The sequence below is a fragment of the Roseomonas gilardii genome (assembly GCF_001941945.1).
Taxonomy (GTDB): domain Bacteria; phylum Pseudomonadota; class Alphaproteobacteria; order Acetobacterales; family Acetobacteraceae; genus Roseomonas.
The window spans coordinates 1,085,300-1,107,774 of sequence record NZ_CP015583.1; the positions used below are offsets into that span (position 1 = coordinate 1,085,300).

Annotated in this window: 21 protein-coding genes, 1 tRNA gene and 1 riboswitch; of the genes, 7 read left to right on the plus strand and 15 right to left on the minus strand. The window is 70.7% G+C overall.

The annotated features are described in order from the left end of the window. Position 1: 1 nt before the first annotated feature. The 11 genes from RGI145_RS04745 to RGI145_RS04795 form a co-directional block, all read right to left on the minus strand. Positions 2 to 1,621 carry a sulfite reductase subunit alpha gene (locus tag RGI145_RS04745; RefSeq protein ID WP_075797450.1) on the minus strand — a complete coding sequence of 540 codons (1,620 nt, stop codon included), beginning with the start codon at positions 1,619 to 1,621 and terminating at the stop codon, positions 2 to 4. Then, a complete protein-coding gene (locus RGI145_RS04750) occupies positions 1,618 to 3,348 on the minus strand; it encodes a NirA family protein (RefSeq protein ID WP_075797451.1) in 1,731 nt (576 codons plus the stop codon). The genes RGI145_RS04745 and RGI145_RS04750 overlap by 4 nt, the downstream gene beginning before the upstream one ends. Beyond that, positions 3,345 to 4,547 carry an NAD(P)/FAD-dependent oxidoreductase gene (locus tag RGI145_RS04755; RefSeq protein WP_075797452.1) on the minus strand — a complete coding sequence of 401 codons (1,203 nt, stop codon included), beginning with the start codon at positions 4,545 to 4,547 and terminating at the stop codon, positions 3,345 to 3,347. The genes RGI145_RS04750 and RGI145_RS04755 overlap by 4 nt, the downstream gene beginning before the upstream one ends. A 13-nt stretch (positions 4,548 to 4,560) precedes the next feature. Next, complete coding sequence (locus tag RGI145_RS04760; RefSeq protein WP_075797453.1) at positions 4,561 to 5,373, minus strand: ABC transporter ATP-binding protein; 813 nt, start codon at positions 5,371 to 5,373, stop codon at positions 4,561 to 4,563. 14 nt (positions 5,374 to 5,387) lie between these two features. Then, complete coding sequence (gene ntrB / locus RGI145_RS04765) at positions 5,388 to 6,260, minus strand: nitrate ABC transporter permease (protein ID WP_075797454.1); 873 nt, start codon at positions 6,258 to 6,260, stop codon at positions 5,388 to 5,390. Positions 6,261 to 6,265: 5 nt separating this feature from the next. Then, positions 6,266 to 7,540 (minus strand): CmpA/NrtA family ABC transporter substrate-binding protein, encoded by a 1,275-nt coding sequence (locus RGI145_RS04770; protein WP_075797455.1) that lies wholly within the window; start codon positions 7,538 to 7,540, stop codon positions 6,266 to 6,268. Next, positions 7,537 to 8,634, minus strand: coding sequence for a CmpA/NrtA family ABC transporter substrate-binding protein (locus tag RGI145_RS04775; RefSeq protein ID WP_167668231.1), 1,098 nt, complete (start codon positions 8,632 to 8,634; stop codon positions 7,537 to 7,539). The genes RGI145_RS04770 and RGI145_RS04775 overlap by 4 nt, the downstream gene beginning before the upstream one ends. A gap of 214 nt (positions 8,635 to 8,848) precedes the next feature. After that, a complete protein-coding gene (locus RGI145_RS04780) occupies positions 8,849 to 9,403 on the minus strand; it encodes an ANTAR domain-containing response regulator (RefSeq protein WP_237183273.1) in 555 nt (184 codons plus the stop codon). Between the two features lie 134 nt (positions 9,404 to 9,537). After that, positions 9,538 to 9,903: an AzlD family protein gene (locus RGI145_RS04785; protein WP_075797457.1), complete on the minus strand. Its 366-nt coding sequence runs from the start codon at positions 9,901 to 9,903 to the stop codon at positions 9,538 to 9,540. Further along, on the minus strand, positions 9,900 to 10,634 hold the full coding sequence (locus RGI145_RS04790) for an AzlC family ABC transporter permease (protein ID WP_075797458.1): 735 nt from the start codon (positions 10,632 to 10,634) through the stop codon (positions 9,900 to 9,902). Before RGI145_RS04790 ends, RGI145_RS04785 begins: the two co-directional genes overlap by 4 nt. A gap of 7 nt (positions 10,635 to 10,641) precedes the next feature. Continuing rightward, positions 10,642 to 11,283, minus strand: a complete 642-nt coding sequence (locus tag RGI145_RS04795; RefSeq protein WP_083670417.1) for a RecX family transcriptional regulator — start codon at positions 11,281 to 11,283, stop codon at positions 10,642 to 10,644. Between the two features lie 214 nt (positions 11,284 to 11,497). On the opposite strand from RGI145_RS04795, the gene RGI145_RS04800 reads away from it, so the two are divergent. From RGI145_RS04800 to argF, 4 genes are all read left to right on the plus strand, one after another. After that, positions 11,498 to 12,157, plus strand: a complete 660-nt coding sequence (locus tag RGI145_RS04800; protein ID WP_075797459.1) for a PRC-barrel domain-containing protein — start codon at positions 11,498 to 11,500, stop codon at positions 12,155 to 12,157. Positions 12,158 to 12,334: 177 nt separating this feature from the next. Next, a complete protein-coding gene (locus tag RGI145_RS04805; protein WP_075797460.1) occupies positions 12,335 to 12,682 on the plus strand; it encodes a hypothetical protein in 348 nt (115 codons plus the stop codon). A 231-nt stretch (positions 12,683 to 12,913) separates the two neighbouring features. Next, complete coding sequence (locus RGI145_RS04810) at positions 12,914 to 14,116, plus strand: aspartate aminotransferase family protein (RefSeq protein WP_075797461.1); 1,203 nt, start codon at positions 12,914 to 12,916, stop codon at positions 14,114 to 14,116. Next, complete coding sequence (gene argF, locus RGI145_RS04815; RefSeq protein ID WP_075797462.1) at positions 14,113 to 15,066, plus strand: ornithine carbamoyltransferase; 954 nt, start codon at positions 14,113 to 14,115, stop codon at positions 15,064 to 15,066. The genes RGI145_RS04810 and argF overlap by 4 nt, the downstream gene beginning before the upstream one ends. 43 nt (positions 15,067 to 15,109) lie before the next feature. On the opposite strand, the gene RGI145_RS04820 is transcribed toward argF, so the two are convergent. From RGI145_RS04820 to RGI145_RS04835, 4 genes are all read right to left on the minus strand, one after another. Then, complete coding sequence (locus RGI145_RS04820; RefSeq protein ID WP_075797463.1) at positions 15,110 to 15,652, minus strand: hypothetical protein; 543 nt, start codon at positions 15,650 to 15,652, stop codon at positions 15,110 to 15,112. A 152-nt stretch (positions 15,653 to 15,804) separates the two neighbouring features. Then, positions 15,805 to 15,879 (minus strand) — tRNA-Gly (locus tag RGI145_RS04825). A 74-nt stretch (positions 15,880 to 15,953) separates the two neighbouring features. Beyond that, positions 15,954 to 16,637 carry a Fe2+-dependent dioxygenase gene (locus RGI145_RS04830; RefSeq protein ID WP_075797464.1) on the minus strand — a complete coding sequence of 228 codons (684 nt, stop codon included), beginning with the start codon at positions 16,635 to 16,637 and terminating at the stop codon, positions 15,954 to 15,956. 155 nt (positions 16,638 to 16,792) lie between these two features. Next, a complete protein-coding gene (locus RGI145_RS04835) occupies positions 16,793 to 19,045 on the minus strand; it encodes a TonB-dependent receptor (protein WP_237183207.1) in 2,253 nt (750 codons plus the stop codon). A gap of 251 nt (positions 19,046 to 19,296) precedes the next feature. Further along, positions 19,297 to 19,375: riboswitch (SAM riboswitch) on the plus strand. A 44-nt stretch (positions 19,376 to 19,419) separates the two neighbouring features. On the opposite strand from RGI145_RS04835, the gene metZ reads away from it, so the two are divergent. From metZ to RGI145_RS04850, 3 genes are all read left to right on the plus strand, one after another. After that, positions 19,420 to 20,619, plus strand: a complete 1,200-nt coding sequence (metZ, locus tag RGI145_RS04840) for an O-succinylhomoserine sulfhydrylase (RefSeq protein ID WP_075797465.1) — start codon at positions 19,420 to 19,422, stop codon at positions 20,617 to 20,619. 115 nt (positions 20,620 to 20,734) lie between these two features. After that, positions 20,735 to 21,694 carry an Hsp33 family molecular chaperone HslO gene (hslO, locus tag RGI145_RS04845; RefSeq protein ID WP_075797466.1) on the plus strand — a complete coding sequence of 320 codons (960 nt, stop codon included), beginning with the start codon at positions 20,735 to 20,737 and terminating at the stop codon, positions 21,692 to 21,694. 52 nt (positions 21,695 to 21,746) lie between these two features. Then, positions 21,747 to 22,376: a hypothetical protein gene (locus RGI145_RS04850; RefSeq protein WP_075797467.1), complete on the plus strand. Its 630-nt coding sequence runs from the start codon at positions 21,747 to 21,749 to the stop codon at positions 22,374 to 22,376. The last annotated feature ends 99 nt before the right edge of the window (positions 22,377 to 22,475 follow it).

A 22,475-nucleotide genomic window follows, 5' to 3' on the forward strand; every position in this document is an offset into this window, starting at 1 on the left:
CTCAGTACACGTCCCGCAGGTAGCGGCCCTGGCGCGCCAGCGCGACGATCCAGTCGCGCGCCGCATCGGCATCCATGCCGCCCTGCGACATGGCGACCTCGCGCAGCGCCGTGTCCACGTCCTTGGCCATGCGAGCGGCGTCGCCGCAGATGTAGAAGCGGCCGCCCTCCTGCAGCCAGCGCCAGAGATCGGCGCCCTGCTCCCGCATTCGGTCCTGCACGTAGACCTTGCGCTTCTGGTCGCGCGACCAGGCGAGGGAGAGCCGCTCCAGCGTGCCGTCCCGCTGCCAGGCCTCGATCTCCTCACGGAAAAGGAAGTCGCTGGCCTCGTGCTGGTCGCCGAAGAAGAGCCAGGTGCGGCCCTTGAGCCCCTGCGCCGCGCGGTGCTGCAGGAAGGCGCGGAAGGGCGCGATGCCGGTGCCGGGGCCGCACATGATCACGGGGATGGCGGGGTCGTCCGGCAGGCGGAAATGGCTTTCCTGCATATGCGCCGGGAGCGGCACGCATTCGGGCAGCACGCGCTCGATGTCGTGCGGCTCGGCATGGGCGCCGCCCTCGGCGAGCGGCAGGGCACGGAAGCCCAGATGCGCCGAAGCCACGCCGTCGCGCACCCGCCCGCGGCGCGGCGCGCGCACCACGCTGACGCAGAGCTCCACGCGGCCCGGCACGGCGAGCGGCGAGGAGGCGATGGAATAGAGCCGCGGCTTCAGCCCCGGCAGCGAGGCGGCGAGGTCGGCCAGCGGCGGGCGGGCGGAGGGGAAGTGCTCCAGCAGGTCCAGCAGGTCGGCATCGGCGGGCCCGGCGCCATCCTCGCCCTCCGCCAGCCGGCGCAGCGTGGCGGCCTCGCCCGGCTCCTTCGCCGCGCCGGCCAGCAGGTCCAGCGTGCGGTCGAGCGGGCGGGCGATGGCGAGGTGCAGCGAGAAGGCCTCGCGCAGCGGGCGGCTCTCGCCATCCGGGCAGGGCACGGCTTCCTCGCCCGTGGCGCCGAGCGCGGCGATGCTGGCCTCGACCAGCGCCGGATCGTTGGGCGCCAGCAGGCCGAGGCTGTCGCCGGGCAGGTAGTGCAGCCCGCTGCCCTCCAGCTCCAGCACCACGTTGCGCACATCCTTGGCCGAGCCCGGGCCGGTGAGGCGGCGCGAGGCGCGCAGGCGGATCGGCACCAGCGCCGGTCCCTTTGCCCCCGGGGATGGCTTCGCGGCTTTCGGCGCGGCGGCGGGGGCCTCGGCCAGCAGCGCCTTCAGCATCTTCTGCGTCGCCTTGCCGCCGGGCACGCAGAGGCCGAGCGAGGCTTCCTCGCCCCCGGCCAGCGCCTCCGCATAGGTCTGGCAGACATAGCCGCACTGGCCGCAATCGAGCTGCGCCATGGCCGCCATCAGGCGGCGCGGCTGCGGCCTGCCCTCGGCGAGCTTCAGCCGCTCCTCCATCCCCAGCGCCGGGTCGTGCCAGGGGAAGTCCTCTTCCTCCTGCGGCGCGGGCTGGGACATGTTCTCCGCCGCCCCGCCATAAAGGCCGGCGAGGAAGCCGTTCAGCCAGGCGCGCTGGACGGGGCTGAAGGGCGCGCTGTCGGGGATCAGCGGCACCGGGGCGGGCTGGCCGAAGCTCTGGGGAAGAAGGGCGTTCATGCGGCGCTCTCCAGCAGGCAGGCCTCGGCGATGGCGCGCAGCGCGGCCTCGTCATGCCGGGCGGCGAAATCGTGGAAGGAGGCTTCGGGGTCCTCCTCGGCCCAGGCGCGCAGCAGGTTCAGCACCATCGGGCCGAGCTCGTCATGCGCGACCTTGGGGCGGATCAGCCGGCCGATGCGCTGCTGCGACCCGGCGCCGCCGCCGACATGCAGGTCATAGCCCTCGACCTCCTCCTCGCCGCGTTCCACCTTGGCGCCGATCAGGCCGATATCGCCGATATAGTGCTGGGCGCAGGAGTTGTGGCAGCCGGTGAGGTGGATGTTCACCGGCTGCGGCACGGTGATGCGGGCATCGAGATAGTCCGTCAGCGCCGCGCCGTGCTGCTTGGTGTGCGCGGCCGCGAACTTGCATCCCGCCGCGCCGGTGCAGGCGACGAGGCCGCCGCGGATATGGCTCGCCTCCCAGCCCAGGCCGAGCGCCGCGATTTCCGCCTGCACCTGCGGCATCGCCTCGCGCGGGATGTCGATGATCAGGATGTTCTGCCAGGGCGTCAGGCGCAGGTTGCCGGAGCCGTGGCGGTCGGCGATCGCGGCGATCCCGCGCATCCGCTCCGCCGTCACGCGGGCCATGGGCAGGGTCAGGCCGATATACTGCAGACCCTCCTGCCGCTGGTCGTGCACGCCGAGATGGCCGTGCTTCTCCTGTGCGGAGAAGTCCACGATGTTCTCCGCCCGGCGCAGGGGCGCGCCGAGCTGCTTCTCGACCTCGGCGACGAACTTCTCGAAGCCCCAGGCGTCGAGCACGTATTTCAACCGCGCCTTCTTGCGGTCGGTGCGGTCGCCGCTGGCGACGAAGACGCGCAGGATGGCGTCGGAGACCTTCACCGCATCGCCGGGCGGCAGCACCACGCCGGTGTCGCGGGCGAAGTCCTTGTGTCCGGTGATGCCGCCCAGAGCCAGGCGGAACAGCGGCTCGCCTTCCACCCGCACGGCGGTGAAGGCGACATCCGCCGTGTCCTCCAGCACGGGGATGCGCCCGCCGCCGTCGAAGGAGATGTTGAATTTGCGCGGCAGGCCGAACAGGTCGCGCGTGTGCAGGATGTGGACGTGCAGCGCCCGTACCATCGGACGGACATCGATGATCTCGTGCGGGTCGATCCCCGCCGTGGGGGTGGCGGAGATGTTGCGGACATTGTCCGCCCCCGTACCCTTGGGCAGGATGCCGATCTCGCCCAGGCGCTCGATCACCTCCGGCCCCTTGGCCGCCGGGATCATGCGGATCTGCAGGTTGCAGCGGTTGGTGACGTCCGTGTAGCCGCCGCCGCATTCCTCGGCGATCGCGGCGATGCCGCGGAACTGGTGCGTGGTGATGTAGCCGCCCGGGATGCGCAGCCGGCACATGAAGGCATCCTGCGTCGGCCCCACGAAGAAGAGCCCGTGCCAGCGGGTCAGCAGGTTGTCCACGCCGTGCGGGAACTTGCCCTGCTCCGCGCGCGCCACGACCTCGTCCCAGCGGTCCAGCGGGTGCTTCTCGCGCTTGGCCTTCTCCTCGGCCGTCAGCTTGCCGCCCCGGGCGAGGGCGGCATCCTGGGCCGCGCGCATCGCATCGGCGGGCGCATTGCCGCCGGCACCGCCGCCCGCGGGGGCGAGGCTGCCGCGCCGGGCCTCGACGCCCGCCATGAAACCCTTGAGGTAGTTCTGCTGCTCGTCGCTGAACTGCTCGTTCATGCCGCGTGCTCCAGGTAGTCCGGGCCCAGCACCAGACCCGCGCGGTCCGGCCCCACGGGCCGCCCGCTGACGATGAGGTCGAGATAGAAGGCGGAATCCCCGGCATCGCCGTAGAGCACGGCGCCGACGAGGCGGCCGTCGCGCAGCCAGAGGCGGCGGAAATGGCCGGAGACGGGGTCGTTGAAGGTGATGGCCTCGGCATCGGGTGGCGCGATCTGCCCGCCTGACCAGACCGCGACGCCGGAGACCTTCAGCGCCGCCGCGTCGGGGCGGGGCGCATAGGCACCGGCCTCGCCCGCGATGGCTGCCGCCGCCGTCTCCGCCATGGCGAGCGCGGGCGCGACCAGGCCGACCACGGCGCCGTTGTGCTCGGCGCATTCGCCCACGGCATGGATCGCCGGGTCCTCGGTCCGCATCGTGTCGTCCACCAGGATGGCGCGGTTGACCGGCAGGCCGGCGGCGGCGGCGAGCGAGGGATCGGGCCTGACGCCGACCGCCAGCACCACGATCTCCGCCGGGATCAGCCTGCCATCGGCGAGGCGCAGGCCCGTGGCCCGGTCCTCCCCCTCGATCGCCGCGGTGGCGGCGGGCATGGCGAAGTCGATGCCGCCCCGGCGCAGCCAGCCGGTCAGCAGCCCGCCCGCCGTGGCGTCGAGCTGCCGTTCCATCGGCCAGCCCAGCGGATGCACCACCGTGACCTTCAGCCCTTGGCGGGCGAGGCAGTCGGCGGCCTCCAGCCCCAGCAGTCCGCCGCCAACCACGGCGGCATGGCGCGCGCCGCCACGGGCGAGGCGCAGCATGGCCTGCACGTCGTCCATGGTGCGGTAAAGGAAGACGCCGGGCAGGCCGGCACCCGGCAGGGGCAGGCGCACGGCGCGCGAGCCGGTGGCGAGGACCAGCCGGTCATAGCCGATGCGCTCGCCCTTCCCGGTCACGACCTCCCGCGCCGCGCGGTCGATGGCGGCGATGCGCGTGCCGGGGCGGAAGCGGATGCCGAGATCGCGCAGACGCTCCCGCGGATGGGTGATCAGCGCCGGCGGCTCGTCCTTGCCCGACAGCACGCGGCCCAGCGCCACGCGGTCATAGGGCAGGGCACGCTCCTCGCCGATCAGCGTCACCTCGGCCCCGGGCAGGCGCTGCGCCACCCGTTCCGCCACCCGGGCGCCCGCCGGCCCGGCCCCGATCACGACGACCCGCATCGCCCCGTTTCCCTCAGTGCGCGGCCGGGAGGGAGTGGCGCTCGTGCAGGAAGCGCAGCACCGCCTCGCGGGCATGGAGGAAGTTCGGATCGGAGGCGAGCGCCAGCCGGTCGCGCGGGCGCGGCAGCGCGACATCCAGGATCTCGCCCACCTGGGCATTCGGCCCGTTGGTCAGCATCACGATGCGGTCGGAGAGCAGCACCGCCTCGTCCACGTCATGGGTGATCATCATCACCGTGGTGCCGAGCCGGGCATGGATGTCCATCACCTGGTCCTGCAGATGCGCGCGGGTCAGCGCGTCCAGCGCGCCGAAGGGCTCGTCCAGCAGCAGCACGGAGGGCTTCATGGACAGGGCGCGGGCGATGCCGATGCGCTGCTTCATGCCGCCGGAGATCTCGGCCGGGCGCCGGTCCTTCGCATGGGTCATGCGGACCAGCTCGATATTCTCCAGGGTCCAGTCGTGCCGCTCGGCGCGCGACATCTTCCGCCCCACGGTGCGGTCCACGGCAAGGCGGACATTCTCGTAGCAGGTGAGCCAGGGCAGCAGGCTGTGGTTCTGGAACACCACGGCACGGTCCGGCCCTGGCTGGTTGACCTCGCGGCCCTCCAGCACCACGCCGCCGAGCGAGGCGGGCAGCAGCCCGGCCACCACGTTCAGCAGCGTGGACTTGCCGCAGCCGGAATGGCCGATCACCGAGATGTACTCGCCCTTCGCGATGCGCAGGTCCACGTTGCTCAGCACCGGGATGTTGGTGCCGAAGCGGATGGAAAGGCGGGTGATGTCGAGGAAGGCGGGGCCGTGCGGGGCCTGGATCTGGGTGTTCATGACGCTCGCTTCCTTCAGGCCGTGGCCGTGCCACGGGTGACGAGGCGGCCGATCAGGGCGACGAGGCGGTCGAGCAGGAAGCCGACCACGCCGACATAGACCAGCGCCACGATGATGTCGGAGAGGTTGGAGGAGTTCCAGGCATCCCAGATGAAGAAGCCGATGCCGACGCCGCCGATCAGCATCTCCGCCGCGATGATGGCGAGCCAGGACAGGCCGACGCCGATGCGCAGCCCGGTGAAGATGTAGGGCGCGGCGGAAGGGATGACGATGCGCAGGAACCAGTCGGGCAGGCTCATCCGCAGCACCTTCGCCACGTTGCGGTAGTCGGCGGGCACGTTGCGCACGCCGACGGCGGTGTTGATGATGATCGGCCAGACCGAGGTGATGAAGATCACGAAGATCGCCGAGGGCTGCGCCTCGCGGAAGGCGGCGAGGGAGAGCGGCAGCCAGGCCAGCGGCGGCACGGTGCGCAGCACCTGGAACAGCGGGTCGAGGCCACGCATGGCGAAGTCCGAAGTGCCGATCAGCATCCCCGTGGCGATGCCCACCACCACCGCGATGGAGAAGCCCATGGCGACGCGCGACAGCGAGGCGGCGAGGTGCCAGAACAGGCCCTTGTCCAGCCCGCCGCGGTCGAAGAAGGGATCGACGATCAGGTCGTGGCTGTCCGACCAGACCTTGGTGGGGGAGGGCAGGGTGGCGTCGGGCTGCGAGCACAGCACCTGCCAGACCAGGCCCAGCACCAGCAGCACCACCAGCGGCGGCACCACGTGCTGCGCCACATGGCGGGCCTTCAGCGCCAGGGCGGAGGGCTGGCGGAACTCCGGGGGCGCGCTGGTCGGGCCGCCCGCGGGCACGCCCTTGATCGGGGTCACGGCGTTCATCGGGCTCAGGCTCCGGCCAGCTTCTTGATGGAAAGGGAGTCGAGATAGGCGCGCGGATTGGCCGGATCGAAGCGCTTGCCGTCGAAGAAGGTCTCGACGCCACGGCTCTCGCCCTGCGGCACCTCGCTGTCCGGCACGCCCGCGCGGGCGGCGGCGGCGCGCCAGACATCGGCGCGGTTCACCTGCGCCACGAGCGCCTTCGTGTCGGTGTTCTCCGGCAGCACGCCCCAGCGGATATCCTCGGTGAGGAACCACAGGTCGTGGCTGGCGAAGGGGAAGGAGGCGTTGTCGCGCCAGAACTTCATCAGCAGCGGCGAGGATTCCACCTTGCGCCCGTCGCCGTAGTCGATGTTGCCGCGCGAACGCTCCAGGATGTCGGCCACCGGCACGTTGAACCAGGCGCGCTTGCCGATGATCGCGCACATCTCGGCCTTGTTGGCGTCGGCATCGCACCAGCGCTGCGCCTCGATGACGGCGGCGGTCATCGCCTCGGCGGCCCGGGGATTGGCCTTCACCCAGTCGGCGCGCAGCGCGAAGGCCTTCTCGGGATGGTCCTTCCATAGCTCGCCGGTGACGGCGGCGGTGTAGCCGAGCTTCTGGTTCACCGTCTGGGCCGGCCAGGGCTCGCCGACGCAGAAGGCATCCATGGTGCCCACCTTCATGTTCGCCACCATCTGCGGCGGCGGCACCACGATGGTCTGCGCGTCCTTCTCCGGGTCGATGCCGGCGGCGGCGAGCCAGTAGCGGATCCACAGGTCGTGCGTGCCGCCGCGGAAGGTCATGGCGACCTTGCTGTCGGGCGTGAGCGCCGGCTTCAGCGCGGCGGCGTCGATGGTGGCGCCCTTGTGCTTGGCGGCGACGCAGAGGCCCTGGCCGTTCACGTTCAGCCGCGCCAGGATGTTCATCGCCAGGGGCTGGCTGTTCTGCGTGATCCTGCCGGCCTGCAGCAGATAGGCCATCGGCGTCAGCAGATGCGCGCCGTCGATGCCGCCGGCCCCGCCGCCGAGCACGAGGTTGTCGCGCGTGGCGCCCCAGGAGGCCTGCTTCACCACCTCGACATCCGGCATGCCGTATTTCGCGAAGAGGCCCTTCTCCTTCGCCACGATCAGTGGCGCGGCATCGGTGAGCGCGATGTAGCCCAGCGTGGCCTTGGTCACCTCGGGCGTGGTCGTGCCCTGGGCGAAGGCACCGCGCGGCGTGGCAGCACGGGCGGCGGCGAAAAGGGCGGCGGTGGCCGAAAAGGCGGCGCGGCGGGAGATCGTCATGCCGGTCTTCGTCATGCTTGGGGCTCCGGGCGGGAAGGGGCGGGTTCGGGTTCGGCGAGACGGGCGGCGGCGTCGCGCCACAGGCCGTCGTCATAGGGGGCGAGGGCCTCGGCCTCTTCGATCCCGGCGGGCAGGTGCCCCCAGCGCCGCATCTGGCGCAGCCACCAGTCCGCGCTGTCCGCGCGCGGCAGGGTGGCGGGGCGGAAGCGCAGACGTGCCTCCTCCGGCAGCGGGGTTCCGTCCGGCAGCACGCCGTCCAGGGCCAGGGCGATGGTCTCGGGGGCGAGGCCCGGAAAGGCACGGGCGCGCAGGATGGCGACGGCGTCGTCGCGGTTCGCCGGGTCGTCCAGCCAGCGTGCGGCGGCGATCACGGCGGCGGTGCAGGCGATGGTCTCCTCGCGTCGCGTGGCGACGAAATCCTCGGAGAAGGCCAGCATCTTCTCCGGATGGCCTGCCCAGATCTCGCCGCTGCTCAGCACGACGTGGCCGGCGCCGCGCACCGCCGCCTCGCTGCCCCAGGGCTCACCGGCGCAGAAGCCGTCGATCTCCCCGGCCGCCAGCGCCTCGCCCGCCCGGGAGGGCGGCAGCACGGAGAGATGCAGGTCCTGGTCGGGGTTGAGCCCGCCCAGCGCCACCCAGTGTCGCAGCAGGTAGTTGTGCGAGGAGAAGGGGAACACCACGGCGATGCGCGGCGGCGCCTGCAGTCCGCGCACCAGCGCTGCAAAGCCCTCGGGCGTCAGTGGAATGGCCGGATCGAGCTTCCCGGCCAGCGCGTTGGACAGGACCAGCCGGTTGCCGTTGAGGCCGAGCCCGGCGCCGACCACCAGCCGGCGCCTCACCCCGCCCAGGCCGCAGGCCAGCGCGATGGGCATCGGGCCGAGCAGATGCGCCGCATCCAGCCCGCCAAAAGCGATCTTGTCGCGCACCGCCGCCCAGGACGTCTCGGCCGAGAGTGCGACACGCAGCCCGGTGGCGGCGAACATGCCCAGTTCCTGTGCGACCAGCAGCGGCGCGGCATCGGTCAGCGGCACGAAGCCCAGACGGAGCAGGCCGGAATTCTGTTCGCTGAGCAGAACGGGACGGGGAGGGGCGAGGGTTGCGACGGGCACGCGGATCGGGTCCAGACCCCAGGCGGGGTGGCTGGCGATCCGTCCTTGGACCGCGGGTCTCGATCCGGGTTGGCGTGCCGTGCGCATCCTTGAGCGCGGCCCCGGTAAGACCTGCTTAGATCACGGGCAAAAGGAGAGAAGCAAAGGTTTTGTGATTCTGAAAGGAGCAAAAATGGAGTGTCCTTTCAGAAAAGCCCAAAAAATAATCTTTTGCCTATGAATTGCTCATAATTTCTGCTGCGAGATCGATCAGTCTGATCCGCCGCTCCATGGCTATCCGGCGCAGGCGCTTGTGCGCCTCCGGCTCGCTCAGCTTCGCACGCTGCATGAGCCGCAGCTTGGCGGCGTCGATCAGCTTGCGTTCCGCGAGGCTGGCCCGTGCCTCCTCCAGCTCACGCCGCAGGGCCTGATGGGCGCGGAAACGCAGGATGGCCACCTCGATGACCGGGCGGACCCGCTCTGGCGACAGACCTTCCACCACATAGGCGGCCACCCCGGCCTCCAGCGCCGCCTGGATCTGGTCCGTGTCGCCACGCGCGGCGAAGACCACCACCGGGCGCGGTTCGTCCCGATGCAAGGCTCCCATGCTTTCCAGCGCATCGCGCGACGGATCGTCCAGCGCGCAGACGATGACGTCGGCGCCGCTTTCCCGCACGCGGCGGGTGAGCTGCATCGCATCCGGCGCCACGGCCACCACCGTGCAGCCGGCGGCGGTCAGCCCGGCGCTGACCGTGGCCGCGCGGTCCTCTTCGTCATCCACCAGCAGCACGCGCAAGCGGGGCTCCTGCTTATCCCGGCTGTGCCGTTCCAGTTATTGTGCGGTGCAACGACAAGCAAGGAGGGTGCCGCGCCCCTGCCCGGGCGGGCAGGGCGGCCCGTGCCGCGCGGCGAGGCGGGACCGGTTCAGGAAGCCAGGAAACTGGCGCCGAAAGCGGCACCCTGTTCCACCAGGGCTGCAGCCTCCCGCGCCAGCGCCACGCCCAGCACGCCGGCCGGGATGGAGAAGGCGAGCTGCCGCGTCCGCCATTGCACCAGCACCGCCAGTGCCGCTCCGCCCAGCCCGGCGGGGCCCTGCATCCAGAGCGCGGGGGCGACATAGGCGACGAAGAGCGGGCCGGGCAGCTCCCGCAGCATGGTTTCCACGAAGGGCGGCAGGCGGAAGGCCTGGCGCAGGATATGGCCACCGATCCGGCACAGGAAGGTGACCAGGCCCATGCCCAGCACGGCGATCAGCACGTCGCCGCGCAGCAGCCAGGGAGAATGGGTCATGATCCGGTCCTGCGGCGCGTGGCCAGCCAAGCCGCGAGGGACGCGCCACCCAGGGCGCCGGAGAGCAGCGGCACGGGCGTCGGCGCGCCGAGGAGGAAGAGGCCCAGCGACAGGATGGCCGCCAGGAGCCAGGGCAGCAGGTCCCGCCCGAAGCCGCGCCAGAGCGGCACCAGCAGCGAGATGAAGGCCGAGACGGAGGCGAAGTAGAGCGCATGGCCGGGCGGCAGCACCACGGCGCTGCCCAGCATGTGCCCGGCCACGCAGAAGACGACCCAGCCGACCCAGGTGACGAGGCCGAGGCCGAGCAGGAAGCCCGCATCGACCCGCCCCGCCCGTTCCTCGGTGACGGAAAAAGCCAGGGCATGGTCGGTGACGGTCGCCAGCGTGCCCCAGACGCGCCAGCCGCGCAGCCGCACGAACCAGTGCGACAGGGAGGCCGTGATCGGCAGGAAGCGCAGGTTCACCACCAGCGCCGCCACCATCGTGGCCACCACCGGCACCGGATCGGCCCAGAGTTCCAGCGCCAGGAGCTGCGAGGCGCCCGCGAAGACCGTGGCGCCCATCAGCCCGGTCTCCAGCAGCGACAGGCCGCGCCCCTGGGAAATGACGCCGATCACCAGGGCGAAGGGCAGGTAGCCGATCAGCAGCGGCAGGGCGGTGCGGCTGCCGCGCCGGACCCCCTCGCGGGTGAAGGGGGCGCGTGGGGCCGCGCCGTTCGCCGGTTCCGCCATGCCCGCCTCAGTCGCGGCGCGCAGCGAGGAGGCGGTCGGTGGCCTCTTCGGGGGAAAGGTCCAGCGCGCGTTCGGCGATGTCGCGCGGGAAGCCGGCGCGCGCCAGGGCGCCCAGCGCCTTCAGCCGCGCAGCCTCGTCCGCTGCGCCTTCCTGCGCGGCACCAGGGGCGAAAGGGCCCTGCCGCCTGCGGCGCAGATGCGCCAGCGCGGCATCGAGCTCGTCGGTGGTGCTTTCCTCCAGCACCGTGCCCGCCGTTTCCGACGCCACGCCCTTGGCCGCCAGATGCGCCGCCACGGCGCGGCGGGAACGCCCCGCCCGGCTCAGCCGCCGGGCCCGGGCGGCGGCGAAGGCGGCATCATCCACCGCGCCGGCGGAGACCATGTCGCGCGCCGCCTGCGCCGCCATCTCCCGCGCCGCCGCGACGCGCCGGGTGACTTCCTCCGGCGGCTGGCCCTCGCGTTCCGCACGCTGCGCCCAGCGGGCGATGCGCCGCTGCAATACGCGGACGAGGTTGCTTTCCGTGCTGGCGAAGCGGGCCAGGTGGTTCAGCGCGGCCTCCCGCAGAGAGGCCGCGTCCGGGGCCGGGCCGGCCGGAATCTCGCGCGGGAGCCGCGGGGCACGCGATGGTCCCGCCGCCCTTCCTCCCATGCCTCGTGCCTTCCGGCCGGGCCGTTCCTGATCACCTTGCGCCACGCCGGCATAGTGGCATGGAAGCCGTGGGTTGGCCTATCGCGCCCGGTCCCCGGCGGATGCGGCGGGGCCGGGTTTTCGCGCATGGCGCGCATGAACGATTCGCAACCGTGGCCGGGCGGGGCGCGTTCCAGCGGCATCGGCGAAACCCAGTCCGGAGAGATATGCAACGATGCGCAAGAACCTCCTCAGCATGACCGCCGTGGCCGCGATGCTGGCCCTGCCGGTGATGGCGCAGAACACTTCCACGCCGCGCGATGGTACGCCGGGCAACCCCCCTTCCACCGCTACGCAACGGGCGGCGGATTCCGCAACCGGCAGCACCACCCCCGCCGACGGCACGCCCGGCAATCCGCCGGGCACGGCGCTGGGCCGCGCGGCGGACCGCGCGCTTGGCACGAACATGACCGGCGCCTATCCGCAGAACAGCGACGGCACGGCCAACAACCCGTCCGGCACCGCGGCCAGCCGCGCCGCCGACCGCGCGACCAACGACACGGGCACCAACAATGCCGCCCGCAGCGGGACCATGGGCATGACCCATGCCGCCCAGTCCGACCGCGCGAGCAAGGTGATCGGCTCCAACGTCTATAACGACCGCAACGAGACCATCGGCTCGGTGGACGACCTGCTGATCGGCACCGGCAACGCGCCCACGGCGATCCTGTCGGTGGGCGGCTTCCTGGGCATCGGTGCCAAGCTGGTCAGCGTGCCCTTCGATCAACTGCGCTGGAACAGCGAGAATGATCGCTGGGTGCTGAATGGCGTGACAAAGGAAAGCCTGACCGCCCTTCCGTCCTTCAGCTACGACGCCACCCGCAACCGCGGCTGATCTGCTGCCGGACATCGTGAGCGGCCCGGGCGCCCAGGCGTCCGGGCCGTTTCCATGTGTGGCCTTCCGGTATGCTCTTACGTCGCCGTAACTTCTTTGCGCGGAACCCTCTTCGCCGGGCAACGTTGCGGTCATGTCCCCCCGTTGGGGCAAGAACAGATCAGGAGTTCCTCTGGGATGATCCATCGCCCGATGCTACGCGGCCTTATCGCCTTCACCGCCCTGGCCGGTCTGGCCGCCTGCGATCATGGGCCCGGCAGCCGGGGCAATCCGCCCGGGACGGCAGCGGAGCGGGCCCTGGACCGTGCCGCCGGGACGAACACCTCGGGCGCCTATCCGGCGCAGTCCGACGGCACGCGCGTGAACCCGCCCGGGACGGCGGCGGAGCGGACCCTGGACCGCGCCGCCGGGACCAACACATCCGGTGCCTATCCGCAGCAGCGCGACTGCACGCCCAACAACCCGCCGGGCACCGCGGTCAGCCGCACGCTTAATACCACCGATCCGAACGACTGCCGGCGCTGAGACCTGGGCCTGCCGGGGCGACAGCCTATTGCGCCAGGATGAGGCGGAACGAAGGGGGCTGGCACGCCAGCCCCCCTTTTTCATGCCCTGGGGAGGCAGCGAGCGAATTTTTCGCGGTCCCCGGCCGGTCCACGCTTTGACCGTCTTTTGCCTTTGCGGCATGGTCTTGACTCCCCGCCCGGCTGCGGCCGTCGCACCGGGCCGGGAGTCGATTTCTGGATGAACTGACACGTGATCCCCGCCTTGATGCCGACCTACAACCGCGCCGACCTCGCCTTCGAGCGGGGCGAGGGCGCTTGGCTGTGGACGGCGGACGGGCGACGATTCCTCGATTTCGGCGCCGGCATCGCCACCACCAGCCTTGGCCACGCGCATCCGCACCTGACCGCGGCCATCGCCGAGCAGGTCGGCAAGGTGATGCACGTCTCCAACCTTTACCGCGTGCCGCAGGCCGAGCGCCTGGCGCAGCGGCTGGTGGAAAGCTCCTTCGCCGACAGCGTCTTCTTCTGCAATTCGGGCGCCGAGGCGAACGAGGGCATGATCAAGGCGGTGCGCAAGCATTATGCCGAGACCGGGCGCCCCGAGCGTTTCCGCATGATCTGTTTCGAGGGGGCCTTCCACGGCCGCACCCTGGCCACGCTCTCGGCCACGGGCAACCCGAAATACCTGGCCGGCTTCGGCCCGCCGGTGGACGGCTTCGATCACGTCCCCTTCGGCAACATGAACGCCGTGCGCGATGCCATCGGGCCGAACACCGCCGGCATCATGATCGAGCCGATCCAGGGGGAGGGCGGCGTGCGTCCTGCCGACCTGCGCTTCCTGCGGGAGCTGCGCGCCGTTTGCGACGAATACGGCCTGCTGCTGGCGCTGGACGAGGTGCAGACGGGCATGGGCCGCTCCGGCAAGCTCTGGGCGCACCAATGGGCCGGGATCGAGCCGGATATCATGTCCTCGGCCAAGGGCATCGGCGGCGGCTTCCCGCTCGGCGCCGTGCTGGCGCGGGAGCATGTGGCCAAGTATCTCGTGCCCGGCACCCACGGCACGACCTATGGCGGCAATCCGCTGGCCTGCACCGCCGGCAATGCCGTACTGGACGTGATCCTCGCCCCGGGCTTCCTGGATGGCGTGGACCGGGTCGCGCGCCATCTCTGGCGTGGGCTGCAGGATCTCGCCGCGCGGCATCCGCGCGTGGCGATGGGCGTGCAGGGCGCCGGTCTGCTGATGGGCCTGCGGCTGCGGGAGGATGTCTCCAACACCGCCATGCAGGCCGTGGCGGTGGAGGAAGGGCTCCTCACCGTCGCCGCCGGGATGAACGTGCTGCGCCTGGCGCCGCCGCTGATCATCACCGAGGCCGAGGCCGACGAGGCGCTGCGCCGCCTCGACCGTGCCGCGATCCGCATGACGCCCGCCCGGAACGAGGTGGCAGCCCAATGAGCGCCGCGCTCAGGCCGGTGCGGGGGGAGGGGAAACCCTCCCTCCGGCACTTCCTCGACCTTTCGGACCACGATTCCCCGACGCTGCGGCACATGCTGGACCTCGGCATGCGCTGCAAGCGCGGTGAGATGGCGAACAAGCCGCTGGCCGGCAAGACCGTCGCGCTGATCTTCGAGAAGCCCTCCACCCGCACCCGCGTCTCCTTCGAGGTCGGCATCCGCCAGCTCGGCGGCGACGTGGTGGTGCTGAGCGGCAAGGACAGCCAGCTCGGGCGCGGCGAGAGCCCGGCCGACACGGCCCGCGTCCTGTCCCGCTACGTGGACGCCATCATGCTGCGCACGGATTCCGCCGGGAAGCTGCGCGAACTGGTGGAGCATGCGACGGTGCCGGTGATCAACGGCCTCACCGACCTGTCGCATCCCTGCCAGATCATGGCGGATGTGATGACCTTCGAGGAGCATCGGGGCCCCATCGCGGGGCAGGTCGTGGCCTGGACGGGCGATGGCAACAACGTCGCCCGCTCCTTCATCCAGGCCGCGGCGCGCTTCGACTTCACGCTGCGCGTCGCCACGCCGCCGGAACTCTCGCCGCCGGCACAGCTGGTGGACTGGGCCCGGGCCGAAGGGGCGCGGATCGAGGTGACGGACGATGCGGTGGCCGCCGTGCGCGGCGCGCGATGCGTGGTGACGGACACCTGGGTCAGCATGTCGGATGAGGAGGACGGCACCGCCGCCCGCCGCCAGAACCTGCTGGCGCCGTACCAGCTCAACACCGCCCTGCTGCGTCATGCGGCACCGGACGCGATCGTCATGCACTGCCTGCCGGCGCATCGCGGGGAGGAGATCACCGACGAGGTGATCGACGGCCTGCAATCCGTGGTCTTCGACGAGGCCGAGAACCGGCTGCATGCCCAGAAGGGCGTGCTGCTCTGGGCTCTGGGCGCCGGCTGAACCCGGGCGAGGGGGTTCGGCCCCCTCGCGATCGCTTCGCTCCCTACCGCCCCACCGTGGGCATCCGCACCACCGCATCCGGATCAACCACCGGTGCGGCGGGTGCCGCCTGCACGGGTGTCGGCGGCGCGGGCGGTTGCGAGAAGGCGGAGGCATTGGTCTGCTGGCTGACCGGTAGCATGCTCGACTGCGGCCGCCGCATGCAGCCCCGGATAATGGGCTCGCAGACCCCGTCCTCGCCCACCATGCGGTCGTTGTTGCCGCTGTAGAAAAGGGCGGCGACCTTGTTGTCCACCAGCCGGAAATTGGCCGTGCAGCTCGATCCGCTGCCGCCGATCGTGTAGCCGCCGCCGATGATCGGCAGCGTCACCTCGATGCCGCCTGTGGAGTCGTTCTTCAGGGCATAGGTGAAGATCTGCGTGTGAGCGTCGATCTTGCTGGTCTTGTCCGGCACCCCCGCGCAGGACTGCAGATCGGCCGCGGTCATGCCCACCATGTTGATCTGCGCCTGATGCGCCGTGTCGGAGGCCCCATAGCCGCAGCTCGCGAGGGCCAACAAGGTAGGGAGGATCAGGGAATGCCGCATGGATGCTCCTGTCAGTTTCGCATCCATTGAGCGCATGCTGCGCTGCGGTGAAAGGCTGGCCTCAGCCGCCTCACGGGCTTCTGAGGCCGGCGGAAACGGAACGATTCGGGTTCCCAACATTGGAAGCCAGGACAACCAAGAGGCGGGGAAAGTGGAGCGGGCGATGGGAATCGAACCCACGACATTCAGCTTGGGAAGCTGACGTTCTACCTCTGAACTACGCCCGCAGCCGAGGTGCCGCCCTTCTACCCTGGCCGCGCGGAGCGGGCAAGAGACCCGCGTGCCGCCGGGCCATCGGCCGTCACATCTCCGCCCAGCGCCGGAGGAGGTTGTGGTAGCTCGCGGTCATCGCCAGCACGCCGGGATGGTCGTCGGGCAGGGAGCGGCGGAGCTCGATGATCCCCATGTCCAGGTCGTAGAGATGGGACCGCTGGCCGTCGTCCTTGATCATGGACTGGCTCCAGAAGAAGCAGCCCCAGCGCGAGCCCCGGGTGATCTCGGTCACGCTGTGCAGGCTGGTGGCCGGATAGACCACCATGTCCCCCGCAGGCAGTTTCACCCGCTGCTCGCCATAGGTGTCCTGCACCACCAGCTCGCCGCCGTCATATTCCTCCGGCGGTGTCAGGAAGATGGTGGAAGAGACATCGGTGCGGATGCGCATGCCCGCGCCGGGCACGAGGCGCACGGAATTGTCCACATGCGCGCCGAAGGTCATGCCCACATCATAGCGGTTGAACATCGGCGGATAGACCCGCAGCGGCAGGGCAGCGGTGGAGAAGAGCTGGCTGCGCCCCAGCGCCCGCAGGACGAGATCGCCCAGTTCGCGCGCCACGGGGGAGTTCTCGGGGATCTGGAGGTTCTTCTTCACCAGGGCCGATTGCGCGCCGGCGGTGGTGCGCCCGTCCTCCCAGGCCGCGGCCTCCAGCCGCTGGCGGGCATAGGCGACTTCCTCGGCCGTCAGGACCTGGGGAATGCGCACGAGCATCGGAGATCACCTCCATCCTTGGCGAAGAGGGGACGCGCCGGGACGGCGGCCCCCGGAACAGGCGAGGAGGCACTCGCGATGCGGCTTCGGCATCGCGGGCACCCCCTGTCTTCCGGCACTCGGGGACCGCCGGCAGGTCGTGCCGGCGTGCCGTATCAGAAGTTCGCCGCCAGCGACACCAGGACGGTGCGGCCCGCTGCCACCACGACGCGGTTGCCGAACAGCGCTTCGTAGTTCCGCGCGTCGGTCAGGTTATAGCCATTCACCGACAGCGTCAGGTTCTGGTTCAGCTTGTGCGACACCAGCGCGTCCAGCGAGAAGTTGGACGGCGCCTCGGCCGTGTTGGCCGCGTTCAGATAGACCTGGCTACGATAGATGATGCCGCCACCCACCGTGACATTGTAGGGCGTGTCGCGCGCGATCTCGTAGGTGGTCCAGACCGAGGCCGCGTTCTTGGGCACGTACTGGACCCGCCTGCCGACATTCGCCGCCGTGGTGGAGGAGCGGGTCTCGCTGTCCATGTAGGTGTAGTTCGCGTTGATTGTCCATTCCGGCAGGATCTTGCCGGTCAGGCCGACTTCGACGCCCTGGTTGCGCTGCCGGTCGCTGGTCTGCACGACCGAGTTCGGGTCGTTCGGGTCCGTCTGCAGCGCGTTGCTCTTGTCGATCCGGTACAGCGAGCCATAGAGGCCGAGGCGCCCGTCGAACAGGCCGAACTTGGCGCCGACTTCATAGATCGTGTTGCGCTCGGGCTCGAAATTGCTGCGGTACTGCGTGACTGAGGCGGGGGTCGTGGTGAAGTTCACGCCCGGCGGGGTCGAGGAGGTGGAGTAGCTGAAGTAGTAGGTCTGGTTCTGCGTCGGCTCCCAGACGATGCTGGCGGTCGGATCGACGAAGTTGTTATTGGCGTTGATGTCGGTGGTCAGCGCCTGGCCCGGCGTCCCGGCCGTGTAGTCGATCTGGTTGCGCGTCCAGCGCAGCCCGCCGATCACCGACAGCTCGGGCAGCAGCCAGAGGCGTTCCCGGGCGAAGAGGGCGAAGTTGGTGGCTTCCGTGTTGCGCTGGTTGTTCGCCGCGCTGCGCGTCAGGCTGAGGCCGTTATCCGGATTCAGGAAGGAGACGGTCGGACGCGTGATCGTGTAGCCGTAGCCCGTGCGGTCGGTTTCCTCGCGCCAGACATCGATGCCGGCGGTCAGCTCGTGCCGCAGGAAACCCGTGTTGAACTTCGCCACGGCGGTGGTGACGTTCTGGATGCCCCAGGTGCTCTGCGAATAGGGGTTGCTGGCGCCGCTGATGGTGATCTGGCTGTCGCGTCCGCGCAGGAGGCTGTCGGCGCAGGTGACAGCGCAGCTCGGGATGGAATAGGCGAAGTCGCGGTCCACCCAGGTGGAGCGGAGGTCGTTGCTCAGCGTCAGCCAGTCGTTGACGCGGTGGCTCAGCCGGGCGGTGATGCGGTCCACCGTCACCTCGTCCCGGTCGGTCTCCACCCCGTACCAGTTGGCGCGGCGCAGCCCGTACTCGGTCGCGGGCCGGCCGATCGTGCGGCCGGTCGGGGTGATGACGGGCACGCCCGCATCCGTCGCCCGGTCATCCTCGAAGTGATAGTATTCGACGGTGAGCGTGGTGTCCTTGCCCAGGCCGAAGGCGACGGAGGGCGCGATGCCCCAGCGCTGCGTGTCCTGCTTGTCCCGGTCCACCAGCTTGCTCGACTGGCCCATGATGTTCAGGCGGACGGCGGTGCTTTCGTCCACCTGCACGTTCACGTCGCCCGTGGCGCGGGCATAGGGGCCCATGCCGCCGGTCGCCACGCCGTTGTAGCTGTTGCCCAGGTGCGGGGTGCGGCTGATGATGTTCACGCCGCCGCCCACCGTGCCGGCGCCGCCCAGGGCGAAGCCGGACGGGCCCTTGAGCACGTCCACCTGCTCATAGGTGAAGGCGTCGCGCTGGAAGCTGCCGAAGTCCCGCAGTCCATCCACGAAGAGGTCGTTCTGGGCGTTGAAGCCGCGGATGCGGAACTGGTCGCCGTTCACGCCGCCATTGCCCTCGCCGATCGAGGAGGTGATGCCCGGGACGTTGCGCAGCGCCTGGTCGAGGGTGGTGACGTTCTGCTCCCGCAGCAGCTCCTGCGGGATGACGTTGATCGTCTGCGGCGTGTCCTGGACCGTGCCCGGCAGGCGGTCGAGCCCCGTGCTGCTCCTCAGCGTGTTGGGCGGCGCTGCGCCTTCCACATTCACCTGGGGGATGATCAGGGGCGAGGGGCTGAAGGCCGGGGCCTGGCTCTGCACCGGCGCCGTGCTGCCCGTCGCCGGGCTGGCGGTTTGCGCCTGGGCCATGGCCGAGGCGGAAACGGCAAGCCCGGCCACCAGCGCGCCCTGGGTCACCAGATCGCGCACTCCACTACGAGTCACCACGTAACACCCTCACGAATTGATAATGCGAGTGGTTATCACTATTGAATTCGTGAACGGTTACAAGCCGGCAATACGGGGAAATGTAAGCCTGGCTGTGAAACCGACCGCCCTGGTATGCTTTCTGCGTAATTTGTGACTTTTTTGCATCATAACGGCTGCTGGGCCACAGGGGTGCGGCCCGGCGCGGAAACCCGGAGGGGAGGGTTCCCAGCCGCCCCGGATCTGCTCTAGAAGCGCCTCTGTGCCTGGGAAGGCACCCTCGCGATTTGTCCGGCCAGCTTGCGGCGAGGTGAAAGAAGCGCGCTAAACGGCCGTGGCGCCGTTTCCGCGGCGCCCGACCGGGCCGGCTTCGTCCGCAGGGAACCCGGTTGATGGCCAAGCCCCTTTCCGACAAGCCGCTCCGCCCCGCCACGCTGCTCGTGCGCGGCGGCCAGGCCCGAAGCAATTTCGACGAGACCTCCGAGGCGCTCTTCCTCACCTCCGGCTTCGTCTATGACAGCGCCGAGCATGCGGAGGCCGCCTTCACCGGCGCCGCGCCGCACTACCAGTATTCCCGCTTCGGCAACCCGACCGTGACGGCGCTGGAAGCCCGGCTGGCGGCGCTGGAAGGGGCGGAGGCCTGTCGCGCGGTCGCCACCGGCATGGCCGCCGTCTCCGCCGCGCTGCTCAGCCACCTCAAGACGGGCGACCGCGTGGTGGCCTCCCGCGCCCTGTTCGGCTCCTGCCACTGGATCGTCTCCACCCTGCTGCCGCGCTACGGCATCCGCACGGAATTCGTGGAGGGCAGCGACCTCGAAGCCTGGCGCGCGGCGCTGGCGACCCCGGCCGATCTCGTGCTGCTGGAGACCCCGTCCAATCCGATGCTGGACGTGGTGGACCTGCGCGCCGTGGCCGACCTCGCCCATGCCGCGGGGGCGCTGGTGGTGGTGGACAACGTCTTCGCCACGCCGCTGCTGCAGCGGCCGCTGGAATTCGGCGCCGACGTGGTCGTCTATTCCACCACCAAGCATTTCGACGGCCAGGGCCGCACCCTCGGCGGCGCGGTGCTGGGGCGGCAGAAGTGGATCGAGGAGGTGCTGCAGCCCTTCACCCGCAACACCGGCCCAGCCCTGTCCCCCTTCAATGCCTGGGTGATCCTCAAGGGCCTGGAGACGCTGCACCTGCGCATGCCGGCGATGTGCCGCTCGGCCGAGGCGGTGGCGCGGTTCCTGGAAGGGCGCCCCGAGGTGTCGTGCACCCGCTATCCGACCCTGGAATCGCATACGCAGCGGGAACTGGCGATGCGCCAGATGTCGGCAGGCGGCACGATGGTCACCTTCGACCTCGCCGGCGGGCGCGAGGCCGCCTTCGCCTTCATGAACGCCCTGGGGGTCGTGGACATCTCCAACAACCTGGGCGACTCGAAGAGCCTGATCACCCATCCGGCCACGACCACCCATATGCGGATCGGCGCCGAGGAGCGGGCCAAGCTCGGCATCGGCGACGGCACGGTGCGCCTGTCGGTCGGGCTGGAGGACGAGCAGGACCTGATCGAGGACCTGGAAACCGCCCTGGGCGCCATCCGCCGCTGAGGCCGCTGCCCCGCCAGGGGGTGGGGCAGCCATCCCGTGACCGCAGCGCCGCCCCTCGCAAAGAGGGGCGGGGCCGCATCTCGCAGGCGGAACGGGCAGCGCCTATCTAGGCGCGGTGAAAGACGTCACCGATCCCTCCGCCACGCCCGACTTCCTGAACCACGACCGTCCCCCCGTGCCGGACCTGGTCGTGCCGCGCGGCGTGCAGCCCTTCCACCTCGCCAACCGGCCCGTGCGCGGCCGGCTGGTGCGGCTCGGCCCGCTGGCCGAGGCGCTGATCTCCCGACATGGCTACGCGCCCGATGTCGCGCGGCTGCTCGGCCAGTCGCTGGCGCTCACCGCCGGCCTCGCCGCGGCGCTGAAGTTCCGGGGGTCCTTCTCGCTCCAGGCCAAGGGCGATGGGCCGATCGGCATGCTGCTGGCCGACTGCACCGATACCGGCAGCCTGCGCGGCTATGCCCGGATCAGGGACGGTGCCGAGGGCGTGCCCAGGGGCGAGGCCGCGGCGCTGCTGGGCAAGGGCTACCTGGCCTTCACCTGCGACCAGGGCCAGGACATGGACCGCTACCAGGGTATCGTCGCCATCGAGGGCGAGACGCTTTCGGCGATGACCGACCGCTATTTCGAGACCTCCGAGCAGCTCCGCGCCTGGGTGCGCCTCGCCGCCGCGAGGACCGCCTCCGGCTGGCGCGCCTCTGCCCTGATCATGGAGCGCGTGGCGGGGGAGGGCGGCATCGGCACGCTGGACGAGGAGGAGCAGGAGGAGGCCTGGCGCACCGCGACCATCCTGGCCGGGACGCTGAAGGACGAGGAGCTCCTGGACGACACCCTGCCGCCGGAACGCCTGCTGCACCGTCTCTTCCACGAGGAGGAACTGGTGACCGACCGCGCCCGTTCGCTGTCCTATGGCTGCCGCTGCTCGCGGGCGCGACTCGCTTCGGTGCTGCAGTCCTTTCCGGGCGACGATCTCGACCACATGGCCGAGGACGGGCAGATCACCATGACCTGCGAGTTCTGCAACGTCGAGTTCCGCTTCGACCGCGCGGATGTGCGCTCTGGTGCGGGACGGGCCTGATCGGCTAACCCTCTCGCCCCACTTGCCTTTTCCTCCGGAGCCGCGAATCCGCATGATCGGCCGACGCCAAGCCCTGCTGCTGCCGTTGCCACTCCTGGCGGCCGCCTGCTCCGGTGGGGAGGCACCGGTGACACGGCCACGCCGGCTCGAAGGCTATGCCTGGCTCACCGCGCTGCGCCTGAACGTGGCCGGGCTCGACTTCCCGCCGCCGCAGCCGGGCGCGGTGATCCGGGCCGACCCGCCGGCGCCGCTGGTGCCGGCCACGGAGGTCGAGCGCATGGGGCGCGACCGCCTGTCCGCCGCCGGCACCAACGGCCGGGCCGTCTTCACCGTGGAGACCGCGGCCCTGACCCGCAGCCGCCAGTCGGGCGGCATGTTCACCGATGCCAGCGAGCGACTCGACTGCGTGCTGCGCTGCCGGCTCGCCATCCTCGGCGCGGACGGGCAGCAGCTCGCCTTCGCGGAGGCCGAGGCGCGGCGGGGCGCGGTGATGAACCTGGGCAGCGGCAACACCGCCGCCGGCAATGCGGAAGACGTGGTCGGCAAGGCGATGGACGACCTGAACGTGGAGTTCGAGGTCCAGGTGCGCCGGAACCTGCGCGACTGGGTGCAGGAGACGACGCCGGCCGTCCCCACCCCGGCGCCGGGCAGTATCGAGCGCGAAGAGCTTCCGCCCGGCTGAGAACAACCGCAGGATGGTGCTCCTGGAAAACCCGGAGCCGCTGCCCGGGGCGTGCGTGACGCCGCCATGAGGCATCCGGCCGCCGGGCCATCAGCCGGA